Below are 22,941 nucleotides of genomic sequence, written 5' to 3' on the forward strand. Positions count from 1 at the left end.
GCCTCGACAGCTCCCCGATGCTGCGCCGCCCCACCTCAGCACCTCCCCCTCGCCGAGACGCCGGCTGCAGCCTGCGGCAGCACGCGCTGGGCGAGCCAGCCCACCCGCTCAACGAGGCCACGGACGGCGTCGAGCCCGCGAAACCTGCCACGACTCACCCTCCACCGCGACTGGAGAGCGATCATGACCGAACCCGTGCTGGAGCTGGTCTTCGACCGGCTCGCCGCCGACCCCGCCGTACCGGCCGACGTGGCCGACCTGGTCCTCGCCGCACTGAGCAGCGACGACGACCTGGCCACCGCCCTCGCCGGCACCCCCACCCGGCTCGACCCGCCCGCCACCGGCCACGCCGAGCAGCGGCGGGTCTGGCTGAAATCGATCACCGACGCCGACCGGCGTCTGCTGCGCGCCGCCGGGCCGCACGAGGCCGGCATCACGGAGGTACGCGGACAGCGCGCCCCCCTGGCCGCCACGCTGGACGACGTCGCCGACGAGCGGGCGCGGCGGGCCGCCGCACTGCTGCGTCGCCGGGGTCCGGCGGACCTGCCGGCGCTGACCGCGATCCTCGACGAGCCCGACGAGGGCAGCGCCGAAGAGCCGGTACGCCGCTGCCGGCAGCTGGCCGACCTGAGCCTGCCGGGGGTGGACGAGGTGGCCCGGCTCGCGCGCGAGCTGCGCGACGCCGTGGCGGACGTGCTGCGCCACGACGGGGGCCGGTCGCGGGCGGCGCTGCGCGGGGCGGAACTGCTGCGCCTGGCCCTCGAACACCACGCGGACGGCGGTGACGGGCCGTGCCCGGTGTGCCGGACGGGGGCGCTGCACGGCGGCTGGCGGGTCGAGGCAGAGGCGACGGTCGCCGCGCTGCGGAGGCGCAGTCTGGCCGCGCAGACCGCGTCGACCCGGCTGACCGCCCTGCTGCGGCAGGCGCACCACCTGATCGACGACCTCCCGCTGGCCGTCACCCAGAACCCGGCCGAGGAGTATGGCACCGGCGGGGACGCCCCGCCGGTCCGGGCGCTGACCGAGGCGATCGCCTTGCTGCGGCGCGTACCCGGGGACCCGGTGGACCTGGCCGACCACCTCCAGGCGCGGTATCCGGCGCTGGTGGCGGCGGCCTACGCGGCCCGCGCGTACGCGGAGGGTGTCCTGCGGCAGCAGGACACCGGCTGGCAGGCGGCGGCCGGGCAGCTGCGCGCCTGGGTGACCGCCGCCGGTGCACTGGCGGCGCGGGAGGCGACGCTGGCCCGGCTGAAGGCGGCGCGGGTGTGGCTGACCGACACCGGCGCGGCGCTGGGTCAGGGTGAGTCGCAGGCCCTCGGGCTGGCGTTCACAGCGGCCCCAGCACCACCTGCGGGTCGGTGCCCAGTGCCAGCGTCTCCAGGACCGTCAGCAGTTGGCGTTCCTCGTACCTGAAGTGCGACTCCATGATCGCCGCCACGCCCTCCAGATGCCGGAGCAGCTCTGCGGGCGGGGCGGCCCGGGCCACGGCGGCCTGGAGCCCGCCCAACAGATGAGCGATCATCGAGTGGTCCTGCTGCAGATGGTGCAGCGTGTCGCGCAGCTGGGGGTACTGCTCGGCGATCGCCGGGAACAGATGGCGATCCTCGCCCTCGTGGTGGGCGGTGAGCGCGGTGCAGAACCCGTGACAGAACAGCAGGAGGTCCCTGGCCGCTGGTTCGACCGTCTCTCCGGCGGCGAGGGCCTGCTGGGTCACGGTCAGCGCTTCGCGCAGCCTGCCGTGGACGTTGCGTAGCTCGTGGCTCCAGGCGATCAGCCTGGTCTTCTCGCTCTCACTCACCGGTGAAGAGCGAAGGGACAACGGTCATCATCGTTGTGCGCCCTTCAGTCCGGCGCCTCCATACCTGACACGGCCTGCCACCGGTACGCGACGCTGTGGCCCAGGCTAACACCGAGCCTCACCCGCATGATCGACGGACCGGACCGGACCGGACTGTGAGCGCGAGCCGGAGGCCGATCATGCCGAGGCCGAGCGCCCTGCTGGGCTCACGGCTGCCCGAGTCCGGACCCGGCAGCCGCGCCGGTACGGCCGGGCTCGTCCGCCGAAGACGGGGAGCTCGAACAGGTCTCCCCGTGCACGGTCAGGCCGGCGGACGCCACCGCCACCGTCGGCGGTCCGGCCAGCAGCAGTCCGATGGCGCCTGCGGCGACGAGCCGGTGCAGGACCCGGGGACGGGCCGGCGGGGCGAGCATCCGGCGTACCCGGTCGACGGCGCCGGTGCCCGCACCGAGCGCGTGCTGCGGGGTGCGGTCGGCGAGTTGGACGATGGCGGTGGCGACGGCGTGCCGACCGTGGCGCTCGCTGGCGCGGTCGTCGGCCAGGTGCTCGACCAGCCGTCGGATCTCCGCCTCGGCGGTGCCTGCCATCCCCAGTCCGGGCAGCGCGCGGTGGAACGCGACGGCGAGGGCGACGAGGACGTGGTGCCGACCGCGAAGGTGGGCCCGTTCGTGCCGGAGCACGGCCGCGAACTCGTCGGCGGTGAGGGCGTCGCGCGCGGCGCTGGTGACGACGACCTGGCCGGGGCGGCCGGGCAGGCAGTAGACCACGGGTGTGGCGTGCTCGACCAGGGTCCACCCGTCGCCGGCGTCCGGGGCGGCCAGGGGCAGCAGCGCGGCGAGGTGGCGGCGGCGCCAGCGGCGTGCCCCGGCGAACGTGGTGATCAGGCTGGTCGCGAGGCGGGCGGCGAGGACCGTGGTGGCGAGCAGCGCGATCACGGCGAGGGTGCCGTTCGGCGCGCCGATGCTCGCCAGTGCCTGCGCGCAGGCGGCGATGATGCCGGCCAGGCCGGCGGAGAGCGCGGCCGGTGGTACGGCGGCGAGCAGCCCGGCGGTGAGGACGGCGACGGTGATGGAGAGTTCCGCGCCGAGCCAGAGTCCGATGGTGAGCCGCGGGAGTGAGGCCAGCCGCGCCGAGGTGAGGGCGGGCCGGGCGAGGGCCACCACCACGGCCGCCCAGCCGAGCAGTACCAGGCTGGTCACGGGGCTGCCTCCCGGCGCTGGTTCAGTAGTTCGCGCAGGGCGGCCGCCTCGTCCGGAGTCATCGCGTCGACGAACCGGGCCAGTGCGGCGTGCTGGTCGGCGGCGGTGGAGAGCGCTTCGGCCATGAGGTGTCCGACGTGTTCCTCCCGGCTGGCCCGGGGCCGGTAGCGGTAGGCGCGGCCGGCGAGGTCGCGGTCCGCCCAGCCCTTGCGGTGCAGGTTGTCCAGGACGGTCATCACCGTGGTGTAGGCGAGGTCGCGTTCTGCCAGCGCGTCGACCATCTGCCGCACGGTGAGCGGGCCGGGCGCTGCCCACAGGACGTTCATCACGGCGGTCTCCAGCGGGCCCAGCGGCCGGTCGCCGCCGGAGTCCTGTCGTCCTGGCCTGTTCACGGGGCGACCCTACCGCCGACGGTGGCCTGCTCCGGCTGGGCGGGGACCGGGCAGGCGCGTTCGCCGCGCAGCCTGCGCCGCAACGCCCAGGCGAGCAGGACGATCGAGGCCGCCGCGATGACCGGCTGGGCGGGGGCGAACCAGTTCATCGCGCCGCTGTAACCGAGCGCGAGCAGGACGATCTTGTTGCAGACCGGGCAGCCCACGGCGAACAGCGACAGGGTCGCCCCGGTCACGCCGGTGCGGGACTCGCTGCCGCCGGTCGGCTTGTCGCCGGTGCCGGCGACCGGTGCGACGTAGGTCGCCAGGAGCAGTCCGGAGAGCACGGCGGTGACCAGCAGCACCGGCCACGCCCACCAGGTGACGGCCACGTCACGGCCGAAGAACGGGGTGTCGATCAGATCGGTGGGCACGGCGATCACGACCGTGGTGGCCACCGCGGCGAGCACCGCTGCCGCCCACCTGCGCGCGGGCCAGGCGGCAATACCCGACGTGACGCTCACGGCGGGGGCGGCAACGCTCACGACGGAGTCCGTGGCGGAGCGCCGGGCACGACGCCACCGGTACACCAGGACGCCGAGCGCGCCGAGTGCGACGGCGAGCAGGAGCGCCACGTCCGGCACACCGCCGACCGTTGTCGTCACCCACTCCTGGGCGGCGCCCTCGATGTCGGTCAGGCCGAATCCGCCGGCCAGCCCCGCCGTGCCGTCGAAGACCAGGAACAGCACTCCCAGAGCGACGAAGAGCAGCCCGGAGATGGTCGAGGTGGTGTGCAGGCGCAGCCGCCCCACGGAGAACTGCCGGCCGCGCAGCCACCGGCGTTCGCCGATGCGCCACCGGTCCCAGACCAGGGCGAGCAGCAGCAGGGGCACGGTCATGCCGAGGGCGTACACGGCCAGCAGGGCACCCCCGGCCGCAGCCTGCTCGGAGGTGGCGGCGACGGTGAGGATGCCACCGAGGATCGGGCCGGAGCAGAAGCCGGCCAGTCCGTACACCGCGCCGAGGGCGAACACGGACAGCGTGGAGTCGCCGGTGATCCGTCCCATCAGCCGCTGTGCCGGCCCGAAGGCGAATCCCTTGCCGGCGAGCTGCACGACCCCGAGGGCGATGATCGACCATCCGGCGACCAGGATCAGGGTGTCGCGGTGCTGGAAGAACGCGCCGGCCACGACGGTGGACCCGGCTCCGAGGGGTACGAGGACCGCCGCCAGGCCGAGGTAGAAGACGCCGGTACGGGCGAGCAGCCGTCCCGGGTGCTGGAAGGCGTACGCGAAGAAGGCGGGCAGCAGCATCGCGCTGCACGGGCTGAGCAGGGCGAGCACTCCCCCGAGCAGGGCGGCGAGGTAGCCGATGTCGCTCATTTCGCCTCCAGCTGCTTGTCGATGGCCTGCTTGAAGGCCTCGTACGGCTGGGCGCCGATGACGGGCGTGTCGCCGACGATGAACGCCGGGGTGCCGGTGATGCCCATCGAGGTGGCTTCCTGGACGTCCCGGTCGATCGCGTCACGGGTGACGGCGGACGCCCGGACGGCGTCGAAGCGGGCCAGGTCCAGACCGAGGCGCTCGGCGATGTCGCGCAGCGCGGCGTCGTTGAGGGAGCCGCCGTTGACCCGGCGCTCCTTGGCGTACACGGCGTCGTGGAACTGCCAGAACTTTCCCTGCTCGGCGGCGGCCCGCGCGGCGGCGGCGGTGTCGCGGGACTGCGCGCCCAGGTAGGGCAGGTCGCGCCACTCGATGCGGACCAGCCCCTGGTCGACGTACTCGCGGATCAGCCTGGGTTCGGTTTCGCGGGCGTAGCGTCCGCAGAACGGGCACTGGAAGTCGGCGTACTCGACGATCACGACGGGTGCGTCCGGTTTACCGAGCGCGAGGGGATCGTTCGGGGTGCGCCGGGCCAGGCCGGCGAAGGGGTTCGCCTCCTGCCCACCACCGGATCCTGCGGTGCCGGTGCCGCCGACCGGGTCCGCCGGCTTGTCGGCGGGTCGGCCGAGGATCGCCAGTACGGCGACGATGGCGATGACCACGACCGGTGCCAGCCAGCCGGCCGCCCGGCGGGCCGGGGGTGTCTGCCGGGCGGTACGTGATGGCGTTCCAGGGCGCTGCATGTCTCCTCCAGTCCAGCACCAGGAGGCCTAGTACTATGCGAGATAGTACTAGGCCGGTTAGTGGACGGGCGGTGGCGGGCACCCCGCCGCCGGTCAGGTCATCGGCTGGTCGATTTTTCGGAGAGGCTGGCCCGCACCTCGTCCATGTCCAGGTCACGAACCGCCTGGATCACCTGCTCCAGCGCGTGGGCCGGCAGCGCGCCCGGCTGGGAGAAGACCAGCACGCCGTCCCGGAAGGCCATCAGTGTCGGGATGGACCGGATCCGGGCCGCGGCGGCGAGGCCCTGCTCCGTCTCGGTGTTCACCTTGCCGAAGACGATGTCCGGGTGCCGCTCGCCGGCCTGCTCGAACACGGGCGCGAAGCTGCGGCAGGGGCCGCACCAGCTCGCCCAGAAGTCGACCAGCACGATTCCGTCGCGGGTCACGGTCTGCTCGAAGTTTCCGCCGGTCAGCGCCACGCTGCCCATGTTCAACCTCCGCCTCTCGGGATTGGCTTCCAGCTCGAGCCAACATACTCCCGGGGGTATCTATTCCCCGTCGTCACACATCACTCACCGCCGTACCCGAGGGCCGGAATACCGGACCGGCCCGGCGCGCTATGGTCGACGGCATACCCCCCAGGGTATAGAGATTAGAGATCGGAGGAAGAGATGCGAGAGGTGAACCTGACGGACTTCGCCGCCGCCCACGCCGACGGTGCGGTCGTGGTGGACGTCCGGGAGCCGTTCGAGTACGTCGACGGTCACGTACCCGGCGCCCGTTCGGTGCCGCTGGGCCAACTGCCCGCGACGGTCGGGGACCTTCCCCGCAACCGCCCGGTCTACGTCATCTGCGCCAGCGGCAACCGCAGCCTGGCCGCGGCGCAGTTCCTGGCCCGCGCCGGCATCGACGCCCGCTCCGTCGCCGGCGGCACCGGCGGGTGGGTCCGCAGCGGTCGCGCCGTCGTCAGGGGAGCAGCCGCCTGACGACAGGTGACGCCGGCACGTCGTCGACGTCGAAGACGCACCCGTCGTGCCACCGGCTGCTGGCCGACCTCGAGGTCACCCCCGGCAGCGCCGACGAGGTCGAGGTGGCCCGGCACCGCTGAGCACGAGCCGGCGCTGGCCCTGACCACGCCGACCGGCCTCGTGCGAGCGATCCGCCAGCGCGGCGACGGCACGGGCGCGGCCAACGCTGGTCGCCGCCGGACCGGAGTGACGAGGCGCTGCTGAGCCGGCACTCTCAGGTGCCGGCCACCGACCGTCCGACGAGCATGGGCGCGAGCTCAGCGGTGGCGACGGACCAGGTCCGGTAGCCGCCGTCGAGGTTGGCGACGCGGTGACCGGTGCCGGTCAGCAGACTGGTGGCGGTGTGCCCCCGCATGCCGAGCTGGCAGTAGACGATCAGCTCGCCGTCGGGCAGGTCGGCGAGCCGGCCGGGCAGGTCGTCGACGGGAATGTTGAGCGATCCGGGGATGCAGCCGGCGGCGTGCTCGGCCGCGGTCCGTACGTCGAGCAGGTGCGCCCCGGCGGCGACCCGGTCGGTGATCTCGTGCCACTGCACGGTACGGGTCATCCCGGTGCGGATGTTCTCGGCGATGTAACCGAGCATGTTGACCGGGTCCTTGGCCGACCCGTACTGCGGTGCGTACGCCAACTCGAGGTCGGCGAGGTCCTCGGCGGACAGCCCCGCACGCAGCGCGACGGCGAGCACGTCGATGCGTTTGTCCACCCCCTCGCCGCCGACGCCCTGCGCGCCGAGGATCGCCCCGCTCTCCGGATCGAAGAGCACCTTGAGCGACATCGGGACGGCACCGGGGTAGTAGCCCGCGTGGGACAAGGGGTGGGTGTGCACGGCCTGATGGACGCGGCCGGCCGCGCGCAGACGTTTCTCGTTCCACCCGGTGACCGCGACGGTCAGGTCGAAGACCCGGACGACGGCGGTGCCGATCCGGCCGGTCAGCCTGGCCGGACGGCCGGCGATGACGTCGGCGACCAGGCGGCCCTGGCGGTTGGCGGTGTTGGCCAGCGGCACCGGGATCGACGAACCGTCGAGCCGGTCGGTCTTCTCGACCGCGTCGCCGACCGCGTAGATGTGCGGGTCGCTGGTGCGCATCGACTCGTCCACGGCGATGCCGCCCCGCGGGCCCAGGTCCAGGCCGGCCTGCGTGGCCAGCCGGGTCTCCGGGCGTACCCCGATGGCGAGCACGACGAGGTCCGCGGGGAGCACCTGCCCGTCGCTGAGTTCCACGGTGTCGGGCAGCACCTTGGCCACGCCGGCGCCGAGCACCAGCCCCACCCCGTGCCGGCGCAACTCGGCATGGACCAGGGCCGCCAGCTCGGGGTCGATCGGGGCGAGGACCTGGCTGTCCAACTCGACCACGGTGACCTGGAGGCCGTGCCGGTGAAGGTTCTCCGCCGTCTCCAGCCCGATGAAGCCGCCACCGACGACGACCGCCGTGGCGGGGCGCTTCTCACGCAGCAGCGCGGTGAGCCGGTCGGCGTCGGCGACGCTGCGCAGGGTCAGCGCCCGCTCGATGCCGGGAAGGTCCGGCACGAACGGCGCCGCGCCCGGACTGAGCACCAACCGGTCCCAGGTCTCGAGGTATTCGGTTCCGGCGTCGAGGTCTCGTACCCGCACGGTCTGCGCCTGCCGGTCGATCGCCACGACCTCGCTGCGGACCCGCACGTCGAGGTCGAAGCGGGCCCGCAGGCTCTGCGGGGTCTGCAGGAGCAGGTCGCGGCGGTCGGGGATGACGCCGCCCACGTGGTAGGGCAGGCCGCAGTTCGCGTACGACACCTCGCTGCCGCGCTCGAACACGACGATCTCGTGCTCCGGTCCCAGCCGGCGCAGCCGGGTCGCCGCCGACATGCCGCCGGCGACCGCCCCCACGATGACCACCTTCACGTCTGCCTCCTCCGGTCGTCCACCGTGCGCCACGGTACCCCGGGGGGTATACGTGAACCAGGGCCCAACGACTCCTGCCGGGCGACCTGGGCTACGCCGCCACCCCTGCCTGCGGGCAACGGACCGGCACCGAGACCGACCGTCCACACCGGGGCCGGAAGCCGCCTACGCGGGGCGACCGATGCGTACCCGCCAGCGCTCCGGACCGGCCTCCAGGTAGTCCCAACTGAACCGCCCGGCGTGCTCGGCGGCGAACTGGTAGTACAGCGGCTTCGGGTCGTGGTCGTTGACCAGCACGAAGCTCTGACCCACGTCGAGCGAGTGATACGTGCCGAAGATGAGGTCGTGGCGGCGCGCCGGCGCCTCCTGACGGACGTCGAGCTGACGGTCCTCGATCATGACTGCCTCCCCTGAGGTCGCGGATACCCCTGTTTATACGAACAGTCTCGTCATAAATCTAGGGCTGCACCGCGAGGCCCTCGTCACGAGGGTCTCCCTCAGTTCCGCTCGGCGGGCGGACCCGCACCGGCAATCCTGCGAAAACCCCGATTCACTGGGCCTCCTGGCCCGAGCCGAAGGTCCTATGAGGGTTTTCACGCGGCCTCGATTGTTTCTACCAGCGGACTCGTGTTTTAAGGTCTGGCCGCTGGATCTGGTCGCACCGAGGCAGGATGCCGCTCGCGGCCTTCGCACCCACGAGGAGATCGCATGGTCGTGTCAGAAGCTCCCGGTGCCGCCGTACCCGAGCCGGCCCCGCCCCCCACCGGCACACCGGCGGGCAAGCGGGGCCGCATGATCGGCCGTGGCTGGGTGCAGGCCGCCATCCTGGTCACCCTCGTCGGATTCTTCGTCCTCGGGTTCCTGGCGATCCGCACCTACCAGGCGCAGCCGCCGATCCCCGAGAAGGTGACCACCTCGGACGGTCAGCTGCTCTTCACGGGCGAGGACATCCGCCAGGGCCAGGAGGTGTTCCTGCGCAACGGTCTCATGCAGTACGGCTCGATCTTCGGGCACGGCGCGTACCTCGGTCCGGACTTCACCGCCGACTACCTGCATCGCGCCGCGACCTCGGTGCAGGAGCAGTACGGCGGCGCGGAGGCCGGACACGCCCGCACCGTCGAGGACTTCCGGGTCAACCGGTACGACGAGAAGACCGGCACCCTGGTCTGGAGCCCCGCTCAGGGCAAGGCGTTCACCGAGTTGACCGGCCACTACGCCGCGACGCTCAACTCCCCGGACGGCAAGAACGGGCTACGCCCCAACGCGATCACCGACCCCGCCGAGATCCACGACCTGACGGCGTACTTCGGCTGGACGGCGTGGGCGGCCGCCGCGGAGCGGCCCGACAAGACGTACTCCTACACCAACAACTGGCCGTCCGAGCCGCTGGTCGACAACGCGCCGACCGGGCACACGGTGACCTGGAGCGTACTGTCGCTGATCTTCCTGCTGGTCGGGGCCGGCGCCCTGTTCGCGGCGTTCGGCCGGTGGAACTTCCTCGGCTGGCACAACCGTGACCACCGGGAACTGCGCTTCCACGCCCCGCGCACCGTCCTGCTCACCCCCGCGCAGCGCGCCACCGCCTGGTTCTTCTTCATCATGGCCGGGCTCTTCCTGGTGCAGACCCTGCTCGGCTCCGCCACCCAGCACTACCGGGCCGACCTGGAGAGCTTCTTCGGCCTCCCGCTCGACCACTGGCTGCCGTACAACCTGACCCGCACCTGGCACGTCCAGCTCTCCATCTTCTGGGTGGTCACCTCCTTCCTCGCCATCGGGATCTTCCTGGCGCCGCTGATCGCCCGGGGTTGGGAGCCGAAGCGCCAGGCGCTGCTGACCCGGCTGCTGCTCGGCGCACTCGTCGTGGTGGTCGTCGGCAGTCTGATCGGCGAGATGGCCGGCATGCGCGGCTGGCTCGGCCCGTTGTGGGCGCAGCTGGGCAACCAGGGCTTCGAGTACCTCGACCTCGGCCGGATCTGGCAGGTGCTGCTGACCGCGGGCATGGGCATCTGGGCGTTCATCCTGTTCCGCGGGTTGCGCCGGCGGCTGCGCACGGAGCACGTGGCCAACATGCCGTGGCTGTTCTTCCTCGCCGCCCTCGCCCTGCCGGCGTTCTACGCCGTGGGCCTGCTCGCCAGCCCGGACAGTCACTTCACCGCGGCCGACTTCTGGCGCTTCATCGTGGTGCACCTGTGGGTCGAGGACTTCCTCGAACTCTTCACCACCGCCACTGTCGCCTACCTGTTCGTGCTGCTCGGGGTCGTACGGGAGCGGGTCGCCCTGTCGGTGATCTTCCTCGACATCGTCCTCTACAGTGCCGGCGGCGTCATCGGCACCATGCACCACCTGTACTTCTCCGGGGAGCCGGCCGAGCACCTGGCGCTCGGCGCGACGTTCTCCGCGCTCGAGGTCGTACCGCTGCTGTTCCTCACGGTGGAGGCCTGGAGCTTCCTGCAACTTGGGGCCCGCCGCCAGAGCGCGTCGAGCACCCCGTTCCCGCACCGGTGGGCGGTCATGTTCCTCGCCGCCGTCGGCTTCTGGAACTTCCTCGGCGCCGGCGTGTTCGGCTTCCTGATCAACCTGCCGATCGTCTCCTACTACGAGATCGGCACCGGGCTGACCGCCAACCACGCGCATGCCGCGATGATGGGCGTCTACGGCATGCTCGCGGTCGGTTTCGCCATGTTCGCCCTGCGCTACCTGATCCCCGAGGAGCGCTGGTCGGACCGGCTGGCCTCGATCTCGTTCTGGTCGCTCAACCTGGGCCTGGCGTGGATGTCGTTCGCCACGCTGCTGCCCGCCGGGGCCCTGCAGCTCTACCGGGTCGTCGACGCCGGGTACGCCGACGGTCGCAGCCTCGGCTACCTGCAGGGCGGCACCAACATGTTCCTCGAGTGGCTGCGGCTCCCCGGTGACGTGGTCTTCATGGTCGGCGGCGTGCTGCCGCTGCTGTGGATGACCTACCTGGGCATCCGCTACCGCAGCAAGCGGACCCGGGCGCCCGAGGCGCCGGCCGAGACGCTGCTCTTCACCGAGGTCGTGCCCGACAGCGACGACGACGCGACGAACACCGACGCCGCCGACCTGGTCGTCGGGGTGGCCGACAAGCTGGGCGGCGGATCCGGCGGGCCGGCAGAGGCCCCCCGATGAGCGGCGAGGCGGCCTTCGCCGCCGGGTACGTGCTGGTGCTGCTCGCCGTCGTGGTCGCCCTGCAGATCTGGGGGCGGCAGCCCACCAGCGCCTGGGCGTCGCGGGTCTTCGCCGGCTTCCGGCGGGCCGTACCGGACGCGCCGCAGCCGGCCGACCAGACCGACTGGCCGCACTCGGAGGTGGGCCGCTTCCACGCGGTCATCGCGCTGTCGGTCGCGGCGATCGCCGTGGTCCTGGTGGCGGCGGCGATGGTGCGCAACCACCGACCGGTCGAGGTCGCCGTCCTCGTCGCGGCGGCGCTGCCGCACTGCGTCCTGCTCGCCCGGCAGGCGCCGAGGCTGCTACGTCGGCCGGAGCCCCCTCCCGGCTGACCGTGGTCGCCTCTGGTGATCGCGAGGAGGCGGGGGAACGCCCTGCCTCCTCGCGATCATGCATGACACAGTTTCTACTAGTTTCTATTGGATAAACTACGCTCGTGGACAGGCGACGATGGATCGACCGCGAGCAGCGCAGCGGGCTCGGTGAGAGCCGCGAGCAGGTCCTCGACCTGCTGCGGGCCGCGGAGCAGGCCCTGGGCGTACGGGAGGTGGCCGAGCGGACCGGCCTGCACCTCAACACGGCCCGTTTCCACCTCGACGGGCTCGTCGACGCCGGACTGGCCGTACGCGAGACCGAGGCCGGCGGCCGGCGCGGCCGCCCCCGGGTGATCTACCGGCCGTCGACCACCGCGGCGGACCCGGCCGCCACCGGTGCCCGCAGCTACCGGCTGCTCGCCGAGATCCTCACCGGCGTCGCGACGCGCGCCCACGCCGAGCCCTCCGCCGTCGCGAGGGAAGCCGGCCAGGACTGGGGACGCTACCTGGCCGACCGTCCCGCGCCGCTGCGCCGCATCACGGCCGGTGAGGCGGTCGACAAGCTCACCGCGATCCTCGCCGACATCGGCTTCGCCCCCGAGACCGTGCCGGACGAGCACCGGCCGCAGATCCTGCTCCGGCACTGCCCGTTCCGGGAGATCGCCGAGCACAGCCAGCAGGTGGTCTGCGCGATCCACCTGGGGCTGATGCAGGGGGCGTTGGCGGAGATGCGAGCGCCGGTGACGGCCGAGCGGCTCGAGCCCTTCGTGCAACCGAACCTGTGCCGCGCGCACCTGAGCCGGGAGGACGGGACACGCCCTACCGCCGGGTGACCATCTCGTCGGGGCCTCTGCGTCACGTGTCCGGCCCGGGACCAAGGTCCCGGGCCGGACGGGCAGAAGGTCCCGGATCACGAGCGGAAAGTGAGGTTAGCCTCGCCTTAGGAGCAGGGGAGTCGGCTGGCAGCGGGAGGACCGATGAAGGGCAACGCGGCGAAGGTCCGGCACCGCGGCCTGCACGGCATCGGCGACGGGGACGAGGTGCCGTTGGCCGAGCTGCGTCCGGGCGCGGAGGCGACAGTCGTCCGGGTCGAGTCCGCTGCCGCCCCGGCGGTCGCCCGACGCCTCGCCGATCTGGGCTTCACCCCCGGGACCCGGGTTCGGGTGCAGCGCCGGGCGCCACTGCGCGACCCGGTCCTGTACCGCGTGCGGGACTACGAGGTCTGCCTGCGCCGGGCGCAGGCCGCATGGGTACGGGTGGTCGGAGTGGGCGTGTGACCGGGGGCTGCCACGGTGGCGGCGTCGCAGCGCCCACGCCGACCGAGACGATCCGGGTCGCCCTGGTGGGCAGCCCGAACGCCGGCAAGACCAGCGTGTTCAACGCGCTGACCGGGCTCACCGCCAAGACGGGCAACTACCCGGGGGTGACGGTCTCCCGCCACGTCGGCACCTGCCGCTCGGGCGACGCCCGGTGCACCGTCGAGGATCTGCCGGGCACGTACAGCCTGGAGCCGATCAGCCCGGACGAGCAGGTCGCGGTGGACGTCCTCGACGGGCGGCTGGACGGCTCCGTGCGTCCGGACGCGCTGCTGATGGTGGTCGAGGCCACCACACTGCGCCGCTCACTGGGCCTGCTGGCGCAGGTCCTCGGCCGTGGGCTGCCCACCTGTGTGGTGCTCACCTTCGCCGACGAGCTGACCCGCCGGCAGGGGCACCTGGACGTGGCGAGTCTCGCCACGGCGCTCGGCGTGCCGGTGGTGCCGGTGCTGGGGCACCGCGGCCGCGGCGTGGACGAGCTGCGGGACCGGCTCGCCGGCTGGCGGCAGTGGCCCGTCCCGGTGGTGCCGCCGCCGGTCGAACCGACCGAACGCGACGCCTGGATCGAATCGGTGCTGGACTTCGCCCGCTACCGGACGGCACAGCCGCATCGGGCCACGCAGCGGGTCGACGCGGTGCTGCTCCACCCGGTCTGGGGCACGGTGGTGTTCTTCGCCGTGATGACGCTGTTCTTCCAGACGATCTTCACGCTCGCCGCGCCGTTGCAGGACGCCGTCGAGTCGCTCTTCGTGCTGCTCGGGCACCTGGTGGACCGGCACGTCGACAACCCGTGGCTGTCCGGGTTCCTCGGTGACGCGCTGATCGGCGGAGTCGGTGGCGTGCTGGTCTTCGTACCCCAGATCACCCTGCTGTTCCTCCTGCTCGCACTCCTGGAAGGGGTCGGCTACCTGTCCCGGGCCGCGTTTCTCATGGACCGGGTGATGGCCCGGGTGGGCCTGGAGGGCCGCGCGTTCGTCGCGCTGCTCTCCTCGTTCGCCTGCGCCATCCCCGGGATCATGGCGACCCGGACCCTGCCGTCGGCCCGGGACCGGCTGGCCACCATGCTCGCCGCCCCGCTGATGACCTGCTCCGCCCGGCTACCGGTGTACGTGCTGCTGATCAGCCTGCTGGTCGACCCGTCGGCGCGGTGGGGGCCGTTCGGCGTACAGGGCCTCGTCATGCTCGGCATGTACCTGCTCGGCACCGTCTCGGCGATGCTCACCGCCTGGCTGTTCAAGCGCGTCGTGGACCGGCGCGGCACCGTGCTGCCGTTCTACCTGGAACTGCCCCCCTACCGGCTGCCGTCGGCCCGGTCCGTGCTGATCGCGGTCTGGGACGCCGCGAAGTCCTTCCTCCGCAAGTGCTCGACCATCATCCTGGTCACCACGGCGGCGCTGTGGCTGCTGCTCAACCTCCCCCAGCACTCCGACGCCGACCTGCAAAGCGCCGGGGTGGACACCGGCAACCCGGCCGCCGTGTCCGCGTACGTGGTGGACCACAGCCACGCCGCCGGTCTGGGCCGGCTGGTGGAGCCCGTCTTCGCCCCGCTGGGCTTCGACTGGCGGATCAGTGTCGGGGTGCTGTCGGCCCAGTCGGCCCGGGAGACGTTCGTCGCCACTCTCGGGCAGGTGGCTGCCGCCGAGGACCCCGAGCACCCGACGCAGGCGCTGCGGGACCTGAGGTACCCGGACGGTCCGCGGGCCGGCCAACCGGTCTTCACCCCACCCACCGTGGTGGCCCTGCTGGTCTACTTCGCGTACGCCCTGCAGTGCATGGCCACGGTCGGCGTGATCCGCCGGGAGACCGGCACCTGGAAGTGGCCCCTCGTCGCGTTCGGCTATCTCACCGGCCTCGCCTGGGTGCTCGCCTTCCTGGCCCGGGAACTCACCACCCTGTTCCTGCCATGAGCCTCGTCCCGCTGCACCCGCAGGCGGATCCGGCCCGGCCGGAGCGGGTCCGCTGGGTCGTGGCCGGCGGTGCCGTACCGGCGACCGGCCCGCCGGCCACCGTGCCGGAGCCGCTCGCGGGGCTGCTGGTCGAGGGAGTCCTGACCGCCGTGGCGGTGGAACCCGGCGCCGTGGTGACCGACCTCGCTCCGGGCCGCAGCTGGACCGACGAGGGCCCACGGGTCCGGACGGCGCTGCACGCGGCCCTGTCCACAACGGCCGACTGGCAGTTCGGGTCCACGGCGGGCACCGACCAGGACGCGGCGCTCCGGAGATCGGTCGAGCGACTGCTCGACGGGCCGGTCGGCGACGTCGCCCGGTCCCACGGCGGTCACATCGAGCTGGTCGATGTCCGCGACGGGCAGGTACGGGTCCGGCTGACGGGCGCGTGCGAGGGATGCCCGGCCTCCCGCTTCACCCTGCGGCACCGGCTCGAAGCCGAGCTGCGCCGCTACCATCCCCGACTCGGTGGTGTCGTCGCCGTCACGAGAGTACCGTCCGTCCTCCCGCACCCCGGATGACGAGATCGTCGTCACGGCTGCGGTCGGTGCGCTGCCAATCGAAGTGGATCCGGTTCTTCACCGTCCTGCCTTCGGGCACCTGAATGAACAGGATGCCGGGCACTGGAGCGGGGGCCTCGAGGAGAACCTGCGCCGATCAGCCGTCCAGACGGCGGACCATGTTCATGATCGTCTCCACCTGGTAGCCGCCCTTGATCGGGTAGTTGGTGGCGCCGAGGTAGCCCCACCAGTCCCAGCAGCCGTTCGGGTTCACCCCGGTCGCGATGGCCTGCGGGTAGAGCACGATCAGGCGGTTGGTGTCGGCGTACTGGTTGAGGTTGGCCCGGTCGACGAAGGCCGTGCCGATCTTCGCGTACCCCTGGGCACAGCCGTGCAGGGCGACCAGCAGCCGGCAGGTCTGCCCGGCCGCGCAGGCGCTCGGGACGTACGCGAAGCCGGCGGAGTCCATGCTCAGGCCGTTGGCCCAGCCGTTGACGGCGAAGGTGTTCTGGCTGAACCGGACGAGGGTGCCGCCGAGCGGGCCGGTGTTCGGCGGGGCGAGGGAGCCGAGCAGCTTGCCGAGGAAGGCGCCCTGGGGGTCGCTGCCGCAGTCGTTGAGGTACGGCGAGGCGGTGGCGGCGCAGCCGACGGTGCCGTACGGGGTCACCCAGGCGTGACCGGCGCCGCCGGTGCTGTCGTAGCGGACGCTGGCCCCGAAGTCCTGGTAGTACCGGACGAGGTCGTCGGTGACGGACTTCTTCACGGTGCTGTCGCTGCCGCCGTGGTAGACGTACACCGGCTGGCCGGAGAGGTTGCCGGTGCCGTCGATCCAACCGTAGGACGCCCAGGTGCGGGTGTAGTTCTCCAGAGCGGAGACGTGCGTCGGGTAGAGGTTGTCGCCGCAGCCGTAGAGAGCCTGGGCGACGGTGTTCTGGGCGCAGTAGTACGGGCCGGCGGCGAAGACGGCCGCGCCACGGATCCGTGACGAGTACGCGACCTGGAGCTGGGTGGCCAGGTAGCCGCCGGAGGAGATCCCGGCGACGTACACGGCGGAGACGTGGTAGGTGCCGAGCGACCCGGAGACCGGGGTCTTGGTGTACGGCGTCGTGGCGGCCCGGGCGGCCACGCCGCCGGGCAGGACGAGGAGGAGGGCTGCGGCGAGGGCAGTGACGGCCTTCCACGGTGTCTTCATGGCGTTCTCCCGTCGAGGCGCCGGCGGGACGGGCCGGCGTGCGGGGAACGCTAACGTGAGATCGACCACAGCGGATATCCGTGCGGGCGACACCTCGCCGGCGGCGACGGTGTGGGTCGCCCACCCGGCAGCACACCTGATCCGGGTGGACGACCCGCATGGCCGGCGACGCAGTGGGTACCGCTGCGGCATGGCGACCGACCCGATCCCACCGCAGGCCGACACCCCCGGGCGGCTGAGGAGATGAGCGATCCGCCGTACGGGCCCGCCGCACAGCGGCCCTCCCCCGCCGAGGACGACGCCCGGCTCAACGGCCTGGCCCGCCGGCTCGACAAGCCGATGGGTGTGCTCGGTGTCCTGTTCCTGCTGCTGGTGTTCGGGCAGGCGGTCGCCCGCCACGGCACGCTCGCCGCCGTGCTCAGCGTCGCCGGCTGGTTGCTGTGGGCGGTGTTCATCGCCGAGTTCGTCCTGCGTGCCTGGCTGGCCCGGCACTGCGCGCGGGAGTTCTGGAAACGCAACTGGTGGCAGCTGATCTTCCTGGCCGTGCCCTTCCTGCGCTTCGCCCGTGCCGCCAGCGTGCTGCGGGCCGCTCGCGGTGGCGGGGTGGTCGCCGCCGCCGTACGAGGCTCCCGCTCGGCCGGACGGCTGCTCACCGACCGGTTGGCCTGGCTGGCGGTCGTGACGGTGACGATCATCCTCGCCGCCGGGCAACTTCTCGTCCTGACCCGTTCCTACCGGACGTACGGACTCGCGTTGCACGACGCCGCCCTCGCCACCATCACCGGTGAGCCGCTCACCGCCAACGACCCCTTCGCCCAGGTGCTCGAGCTGGTGCTGGCCGCGTACTCCGTGGTGGTGTTCGGCACCCTCGCCGGGGCCCTCGGCGCGTTCTTCCTCAGCCGTGAACGGGCCGAGGCCCGCGCTGCCCAGCAGACCGCCGAGAGGGAACAGTGAGGCGGCCCCGCCCGGTGCGGACGTGGGCACCGCAAGCCCGGGCTCGCGGATGGGAGCGCACGCCCGGTCACCGTCCCTGCCGCCGCCGCAGAGTGCTCGGCGCGGGTCCGTGGCTGCCGGGTCACCACGCCGCAGGCGCCGTAGGGGAGCGTGCCGGAACCCTGATGCGTCTCGTACATGCGGACGGCGGCGTACAGGCCGCAGGCGGCGGTGAGGGCGGCCAGGAGGGTGGGGTGGACCGCGGCCGTGCCGAGCCCGAGGAGCACCGCGGCGGCGGCCCAGGTGGGGTCCTTCGCCGCCTGGCCCGGCCCACCGAGCCCACGGCTGGCAGGTGACCTGCCTCACGGTATGTCACATCGACCGGTCGGGCGGTGTCTTGGGACCGAACCCCATGAGCGAAGGAGACGCCATGACCGGGAACACCGATGTCGTCGTGATCGGCGGCGGATACGCCGGCGTCCTGGCGGCCAACCGCCTGACGCGGCGCGACGACGTGACGGTGACTCTGATCAACCCACGATCGAGCTTCGTCGAGCGGATCCGCCTGCACCAGCTGGTGGCCGGGTCCGCCGACGCGGTCGTCGACTACCGGGCCGTCCTGGCCCCGAGCATTCGTCTGGTCGTGGACACCGCGACCCGGATCGACACCTCCGAGCGCAGCGTGACGTTGGCGACGGGCGGCACGGTCGACTACGACTACCTGATCTACGCGGTGGGCAGTGGCAACGCCGACCCGGGCGTGCCTGGAGCGGCCGAGTTCAGCTACCCGATCGCGACCCTGGAGCAGGCACAGCGACTTCGGCCCGCTCTCGACGCCGCCCCCGCCACAGCCGCGGTGACGGTGGTCGGAGCCGGCCCGACCGGTATCGAGACCGCCGCCGAACTGGCGGAGGCGGGGCGCGCCGTGACCCTGGTCTGCGGCGGGGTGCTCGGCCCGTACCTGCACCCACAGGCTCGACGCCCGGTTGCCAGGCAGCTGGCCAGACTCGGTGTGACCGTGCTCGACGGCCCCGGCACGAAGGTGACCGGCGTGACGCGCGACGCCGTGCAGCTCGCAGACGGCCGCAGCCTGCCGAGCACCGTGACCGTCTGGAGCGCCGGCTTCGGCGTACCGGACCTGGCCGTACGCAGCGGCCTGACCACCGACGACCTGGGTCGCCTGCTCACGGACGAGACCTTGACGAGCGTGGACGACGTACGCGTCGTCGCGGCCGGGGATTCGGCGGCACCGTCGGACCTGCCGTTCCGGATGAGCTGCCAGGCCGCGGTGCAACTGGGTCCGCACGCCGCCGACACGGTGCTCGCCCGGATCGCGGGTGAGCAACCCGCACAGGTCAACGTGATCTTCGCCGGCCAGTGCATCAGCCTGGGTCGTCACGCCGGCATCTTCCAGTTCGCCCGCCGGGACGACACGGCGGTACGGCTGCACCTCGGCGGCCGCCCTGGCGCGAAGCTCAAGGAGTTCGTGTGCAGGCACACTGTCAAGCAACTGGCGGACGAGGCACGCAAGCCCGGTGCGCTCAGCTGGGCCCGGGCCTGGGCCAGCGATGGCAAGCGCCGGCAGTTGCTGCGGGCCAGGCGCGGCGAGGCGCCGGTCGTCCGCTGAAGGCCGGCCGAGCTTTCCGAGAACGCGTCGATGGCCGAGCGCAGCCCCCGCAGGCGCGCGCTCGGCCGTCCTATAGCCGGCCGGGGTCACCTCCCGCGCCAGGGCAGCGGCGGTCGCTCCCGTCCGTCCCCTCCCGCACCGCACGTCATCGATACGCGTGGAACTGGTCGTCTCCGACGTCCGGGGTGCTTCGGCAACCCCCATCACCGCCGTCGCGGGTGAGCCCTACCTGGTGGAAAGCTGCCAGGCGGGCCACCGACGGTGATTCGGGCCGAGGTGGCTGTGATCGAAGGGAGGTGTTCGACGGCCGCCGGGAACCTCGCTCCGATCGTGGCCACGAGTGGTGACCCGGCTCGGCACTGTTGAGGACAGATACCGGGGAGGGGTATCGTCAGGCTGCCTTCGACGGCATCAGGTGGGCACCGTACGGGTCCCCTGACGCGTCGTCGAACGGAACGCCAGCGATCCCGAGGAGGTCCACATGTGCGGCAACGAATCGAGCTGTGGCTGCGGCACCGTCGACAGCGCCCCGGCAGCCTCCGAGACCACAGCGGGCAGCCGGAGCACGTACGCGGTGTCCGGCATGACCTGCGGCGGCTGCGCCAACAAGGTCACCCGGCACGTCGAGGAAGTCGCGGGCGTGACCGGCGTACGGGCCGACGTGGCCGCCGGAACCATCACGGTCGTCAGCGAGAACCCGCTGGAGATCGGCGACGTGCGCGCGGCGGTGGAGCGGGCCGGTTACCGGCTCGCCGGCTGAGCGTCACGTACGGCGTCCCCTGGCCCCACTGTGGCGTCCCAGGGGACGCGGACCCCTTCCGACGAGCGACTTCAGGAGATCGCGATGGCCGTCCAAGACCTTGCGCACCAGAACGAGGCCGAGCCCGAGTTGGTGGTGTACGGCACCGGCTGGTGCCCCGACGTCCGACGCAGCCGCGCCCTGCTCGACAGCGCCGGCGTCGCGTACGACTACGTCGACCTCGACGAGGACCAGGCCGCGGCTGAAGTCGTCCGCGGGCTGCAGCAGGGGCAACGACGCGTTCCCACCCTGCTGTGGCCCGACGGGAGCTTCCTGGTCGAGCCCACCGACGACCAGCTACGAGCGCGCCTCGGCGGTTGAGGGGCCGCACTCACGCCGCCGGGCGGCCGGGCGGGGTGCCGCCGGAGCAGAGGAGGCAGTGGGGCCTTGCGCCGTTGGTGGTGTCGTCCGGCGGTCAGCCGACGGCGTCGGTGAGTCGGGCGGCGAGGCCGCGGATGTGGGCGATCAGCTCGGGTGGTTCGTGGACCTGGAAGCGGAAGCCCAACAGCACGACGTGGATGGCGAGTTCGTCGAGGGAGTGGGATCCCGTGTGCAGTAGGCAGGTGTACCCGTCGACGGCTTCGATCACGCCGACGGTGGGCGGGACTCTCTCGGCGGCGATCCGGGCTGGCGCGTGCAGAGTGATCCGGGCCTGGTAGCGGTAGGGCGCGGTGGAGACGCCGCGGCTCAGGTAGTCGGCGAGGTCGACGTCGGGTGCCTGTCGTGGGGTGAACCGTGGGCCGGTCGGGGTGCGGGGCCGGACCCGGTCGACCCGGTAGGTGCGCCAGTCGCGCCGGCCGGTGTCCCAGCCGATCAGGTACCAACGCCGCCCGGTGTGCACCAGCCGATGCGGTTCGGTGTCGCGCATCGAGTCGGTGCCGTCGTGGCGTCGGTCCAGTCCCGTGGGGTCTGCAGCAGTGCGAGCAGGCGGAGCAGCCGCGCGGAGGTTTCCAGCATGTCCGGAAGTCTGCCATCGAGCTAGGCGGTGTCTTCAAAGGATCTTGGTGTCGGATGATGTAGCGCGTGGGTCGTCGCTACGAGTTGTCTGACGTCGAGTGGGAAGCGCTGTCCAGGTACCTGCCGTCGGCGGTGACGGGTGGTCGGCCTCGGGTCGATGACCGGCGGGTGCTCAACGGAATCGTGTGGAAGATCCGAGCCGGGGCGGCGTGGCGGGACGTGCCCGCCCGCTACGGATCCTGGCAGTCGATCTACACCCGTTTCCGCAGGTGGGCCCTGGACGGGACATTCGAGCGGATGCTCGCCGGGATCCAGGCCGACGCGGACGCGGCCGGTGACATCGACTGGCTGGTCTCGGTGGACTCCACCATCGTGCGAGCCCACCAGCACGCCGCCGGCGCTAAAGGGGGCGACGAGAAACGGACGAACCACAAGATCACGCCCTCGGTCGAAGTCGAGGTGGACTGACTACCAAGATTCATCTCGCCTGCGACGGCCTGGGTCGAACTCTGGCGTTCGTGCTCTCCGGTGGCAACGTCAACGACTGCACCCGCTTCACCCAGGTCCTCGCCGGCATCCGTGTCGAGCGTTCGGGTCCCGGCCGGCCCCGGGTCCGCCCGGACCATGTCATCGCCGACAAGGGCTACAGCTCCAAAGCCATCCGAGCCGACCTACGCCGACGCGGCATCGGGCACACGATCCCCGAACGCGCCGACCAGCAGGCCAACCGCCGCCGGCGTGGCAGCCGAGGTGGCCGGCCACCAGCGTTCGACAAGCGGCTCTACAAACGGCGCAACGTCGTCGAACGCTGCTTCAACCGGCTCAAGCAGTGCCGCAGCCTGGCGACGCGCTACGACAAGACAGCAACCTCATACCGGGCCACCGTCACCATCGCCGCGCTGCTCCAATGGTTGTGAACCTTTGAAGACACGGCCTAGGGCGGAAGCTGTCCTAACTGGCCCGTAGCGTGACAGTCGTGAGCGCAGAGATCATCCCGTTCCGGCTCGAGGTTCCTCATCGCCATCCAGTCGACCCGGCCGCAGACCCTGGCGTACGGGCTGACTGCCCTTCCCCTCGTAGCGTGGAGGCCAGAATCTGAGGGATAGAGGCTCATGGCTGAAACGAGACGCCGGTTCGATCCGGAGTTCCGCGCGGGCGCCGTTCGGATCGTACGGGAGACCGGGAAGTCGATCGCGCAGGTAGCGCGTGATCTGGGAATCAACAGTGGCACCCTGGCCAACTGGGTGCAGCAGGATCGTGCCGCTCGCGGCGAAGCCGCTGCCGGGCAGTTGTCCGAGGACGAGCGGGCTGAGCTGGCGCGGTTGCGGCGGGAGAACGCCGAGCTGGCGATGGAGCGTGATGTCCTCAAGCGATCCGTGGTCCTGTGGGTCAAGGAAGCGACGGGCCGGTGAGCGTGGCCGCCTTCATCGCTTCCCAGACCCGGGTTCCGCAGCTTGTAGTTAAACGATCATCGGAATCTGGCCGCAGAGCAGCGAAGATTGACGTGTGTCTCCGGAAGGGCGTGTGTCTACGCTCTATCGCCGGTGTCTGGTCTTGGTTAGCGCGGGTCGAAGGTGGTGACCCGGGCTGGCGGCTGGACGGAAAGTGCCTGGTAGATGGCCTTGTGTTCGGGTCGTAGCGGGGTGGTCTGCACGACGGTGCCGGCGGGTCCGGCGAGGGTGACCTGGCTGATTCGCCCGAGTTGCCGGTTGATGTTTCGCCACGTTTCACCGGTGGCGCGTTCGGCGACGCGGACCAGTAGCAGGGCCAGCCAGCAGATGAGGACGTGGGC

Annotated in this window: 23 protein-coding genes and 2 pseudogenes; 14 read left to right on the forward strand and 11 right to left on the reverse strand. The window is 72.0% G+C overall.

All coding sequences use genetic code 11. From position 1 onward, the window contains the following. The first annotated feature begins 183 nt into the window (after positions 1-183). Positions 184-1,413, forward strand: a complete 1,230-nt coding sequence (locus GA0070560_RS26680; RefSeq protein WP_091302712.1) for a hypothetical protein — start codon at positions 184-186, stop codon at positions 1,411-1,413. Here the strand turns inward: GA0070560_RS26680 and GA0070560_RS26685 are convergent. From GA0070560_RS26685 to trxA, 6 genes are all read right to left on the reverse strand, one after another. Beyond that, positions 1,328-1,798 carry a hemerythrin domain-containing protein gene (locus GA0070560_RS26685; RefSeq protein ID WP_091302714.1) on the reverse strand — a complete coding sequence of 157 codons (471 nt, stop codon included), beginning with the start codon at positions 1,796-1,798 and terminating at the stop codon, positions 1,328-1,330. The genes GA0070560_RS26680 and GA0070560_RS26685 overlap by 86 nt on opposite strands. 206 nt (positions 1,799-2,004) lie before the next feature. Next, positions 2,005-2,997: a M56 family metallopeptidase gene (locus tag GA0070560_RS26690; RefSeq protein ID WP_091302716.1), complete on the reverse strand. Its 993-nt coding sequence runs from the start codon at positions 2,995-2,997 to the stop codon at positions 2,005-2,007. After that, positions 2,994-3,389, reverse strand: a complete 396-nt coding sequence (locus GA0070560_RS26695) for a BlaI/MecI/CopY family transcriptional regulator (RefSeq protein WP_091302718.1) — start codon at positions 3,387-3,389, stop codon at positions 2,994-2,996. Before GA0070560_RS26695 ends, GA0070560_RS26690 begins: the two co-directional genes overlap by 4 nt. Then, the gene (locus GA0070560_RS29200) at positions 3,386-4,750 is read right to left on the reverse strand and encodes a cytochrome c biogenesis CcdA family protein (protein WP_091302720.1); all 1,365 of its coding nucleotides are present in this window, start codon (positions 4,748-4,750) and stop codon (positions 3,386-3,388) included. Before GA0070560_RS29200 ends, GA0070560_RS26695 begins: the two co-directional genes overlap by 4 nt. Continuing rightward, a complete protein-coding gene (locus tag GA0070560_RS26705; protein ID WP_091302722.1) occupies positions 4,747-5,493 on the reverse strand; it encodes a DsbA family protein in 747 nt (248 codons plus the stop codon). The genes GA0070560_RS29200 and GA0070560_RS26705 overlap by 4 nt, the downstream gene beginning before the upstream one ends. Before the next feature lie 98 nt (positions 5,494-5,591). After that, on the reverse strand, positions 5,592-5,960 hold the full coding sequence (gene trxA, locus GA0070560_RS26710) for a thioredoxin (protein WP_091302725.1): 369 nt from the start codon (positions 5,958-5,960) through the stop codon (positions 5,592-5,594). A gap of 183 nt (positions 5,961-6,143) precedes the next feature. Here trxA and GA0070560_RS26715 point away from each other — a divergent pair, with 183 nt between their 5' ends. Next, entirely contained in the window at positions 6,144-6,458 is a 315-nt protein-coding gene (locus GA0070560_RS26715; RefSeq protein ID WP_091302726.1) for a rhodanese-like domain-containing protein, read from the forward strand. Positions 6,459-6,714: 256 nt separating this feature from the next. Here GA0070560_RS26715 and GA0070560_RS26720 read toward each other — a convergent pair whose 3' ends face one another. Next, the gene (locus GA0070560_RS26720; protein WP_091302728.1) at positions 6,715-8,379 is read right to left on the reverse strand and encodes an FAD-dependent oxidoreductase; all 1,665 of its coding nucleotides are present in this window, start codon (positions 8,377-8,379) and stop codon (positions 6,715-6,717) included. A 165-nt stretch (positions 8,380-8,544) separates the two neighbouring features. Further along, the gene (locus GA0070560_RS26725) at positions 8,545-8,778 is read right to left on the reverse strand and encodes a DUF2249 domain-containing protein (RefSeq protein WP_091302731.1); all 234 of its coding nucleotides are present in this window, start codon (positions 8,776-8,778) and stop codon (positions 8,545-8,547) included. Between the two features lie 309 nt (positions 8,779-9,087). On the opposite strand from GA0070560_RS26725, the gene GA0070560_RS26730 reads away from it, so the two are divergent. The 6 genes from GA0070560_RS26730 to GA0070560_RS26755 all read left to right on the forward strand — a co-directional run bounded on the left by GA0070560_RS26730 (position 9,088) and on the right by GA0070560_RS26755 (position 15,662). Next, a complete protein-coding gene (locus tag GA0070560_RS26730; protein WP_091302733.1) occupies positions 9,088-11,526 on the forward strand; it encodes a nitric-oxide reductase large subunit in 2,439 nt (812 codons plus the stop codon). After that, entirely contained in the window at positions 11,523-11,897 is a 375-nt protein-coding gene (locus GA0070560_RS26735; protein ID WP_091302734.1) for a hypothetical protein, read from the forward strand. The genes GA0070560_RS26730 and GA0070560_RS26735 overlap by 4 nt, the downstream gene beginning before the upstream one ends. 104 nt (positions 11,898-12,001) lie before the next feature. Beyond that, positions 12,002-12,712 carry a helix-turn-helix transcriptional regulator gene (locus GA0070560_RS26740; RefSeq protein WP_091302736.1) on the forward strand — a complete coding sequence of 237 codons (711 nt, stop codon included), beginning with the start codon at positions 12,002-12,004 and terminating at the stop codon, positions 12,710-12,712. A 144-nt stretch (positions 12,713-12,856) separates the two neighbouring features. After that, complete coding sequence (locus GA0070560_RS26745; protein WP_091302738.1) at positions 12,857-13,156, forward strand: FeoA family protein; 300 nt, start codon at positions 12,857-12,859, stop codon at positions 13,154-13,156. After that, on the forward strand, positions 13,153-15,102 hold the full coding sequence (gene feoB / locus GA0070560_RS26750; RefSeq protein ID WP_245675740.1) for a ferrous iron transporter B: 1,950 nt from the start codon (positions 13,153-13,155) through the stop codon (positions 15,100-15,102). The genes GA0070560_RS26745 and feoB overlap by 4 nt, the downstream gene beginning before the upstream one ends. After that, positions 15,099-15,662, forward strand: a complete 564-nt coding sequence (locus GA0070560_RS26755) for a NifU family protein (RefSeq protein WP_091302742.1) — start codon at positions 15,099-15,101, stop codon at positions 15,660-15,662. The genes feoB and GA0070560_RS26755 overlap by 4 nt, the downstream gene beginning before the upstream one ends. Positions 15,663-15,798: 136 nt before the next feature. Here the strand turns inward: GA0070560_RS26755 and GA0070560_RS26765 are convergent, their stop codons facing one another. Further along, complete coding sequence (locus GA0070560_RS26765; protein ID WP_091302745.1) at positions 15,799-16,833, reverse strand: extracellular catalytic domain type 2 short-chain-length polyhydroxyalkanoate depolymerase; 1,035 nt, start codon at positions 16,831-16,833, stop codon at positions 15,799-15,801. A 243-nt stretch (positions 16,834-17,076) separates the two neighbouring features. On the opposite strand from GA0070560_RS26765, the gene GA0070560_RS26770 reads away from it, so the two are divergent. From GA0070560_RS26770 to GA0070560_RS26785, 4 genes are all read left to right on the forward strand, one after another. Then, positions 17,077-17,787 carry a hypothetical protein gene (locus GA0070560_RS26770; RefSeq protein WP_211566027.1) on the forward strand — a complete coding sequence of 237 codons (711 nt, stop codon included), beginning with the start codon at positions 17,077-17,079 and terminating at the stop codon, positions 17,785-17,787. 409 nt (positions 17,788-18,196) lie between these two features. Beyond that, positions 18,197-19,393 carry an NAD(P)/FAD-dependent oxidoreductase gene (locus tag GA0070560_RS26775; RefSeq protein WP_091302746.1) on the forward strand — a complete coding sequence of 399 codons (1,197 nt, stop codon included), beginning with the start codon at positions 18,197-18,199 and terminating at the stop codon, positions 19,391-19,393. Between the two features lie 481 nt (positions 19,394-19,874). Further along, on the forward strand, positions 19,875-20,153 hold the full coding sequence (locus GA0070560_RS29670; protein ID WP_091302748.1) for a heavy-metal-associated domain-containing protein: 279 nt from the start codon (positions 19,875-19,877) through the stop codon (positions 20,151-20,153). Positions 20,154-20,237: 84 nt separating this feature from the next. Continuing rightward, the gene (locus GA0070560_RS26785; protein ID WP_091302754.1) at positions 20,238-20,513 is read left to right on the forward strand and encodes a glutaredoxin domain-containing protein; all 276 of its coding nucleotides are present in this window, start codon (positions 20,238-20,240) and stop codon (positions 20,511-20,513) included. A 94-nt stretch (positions 20,514-20,607) separates the two neighbouring features. Here GA0070560_RS26785 and GA0070560_RS26790 read toward each other — a convergent pair whose 3' ends face one another. Next, positions 20,608-21,090, reverse strand: a complete 483-nt coding sequence (locus tag GA0070560_RS26790) for a WYL domain-containing protein (RefSeq protein WP_342670444.1) — start codon at positions 21,088-21,090, stop codon at positions 20,608-20,610. Positions 21,091-21,215: 125 nt separating this feature from the next. Here GA0070560_RS26790 and GA0070560_RS26795 point away from each other — a divergent pair. Together GA0070560_RS26795 and GA0070560_RS26800 are read left to right on the forward strand one after the other, a co-directional pair. Beyond that, positions 21,216-22,066 (forward strand): annotated as a pseudogene (locus GA0070560_RS26795) (IS5 family transposase). A gap of 195 nt (positions 22,067-22,261) precedes the next feature. Further along, on the forward strand, positions 22,262-22,561 hold the full coding sequence (locus GA0070560_RS26800) for a transposase (RefSeq protein WP_091302750.1): 300 nt from the start codon (positions 22,262-22,264) through the stop codon (positions 22,559-22,561). A gap of 146 nt (positions 22,562-22,707) precedes the next feature. Here GA0070560_RS26800 and GA0070560_RS29205 read toward each other — a convergent pair. Beyond that, positions 22,708-22,941 (reverse strand): annotated as a pseudogene (locus GA0070560_RS29205) (IS1634 family transposase); the annotation flags it as partial.

This window comes from Micromonospora halophytica (assembly GCF_900090245.1).
GTDB lineage: Bacteria > Actinomycetota > Actinomycetes > Mycobacteriales > Micromonosporaceae > Micromonospora > Micromonospora halophytica.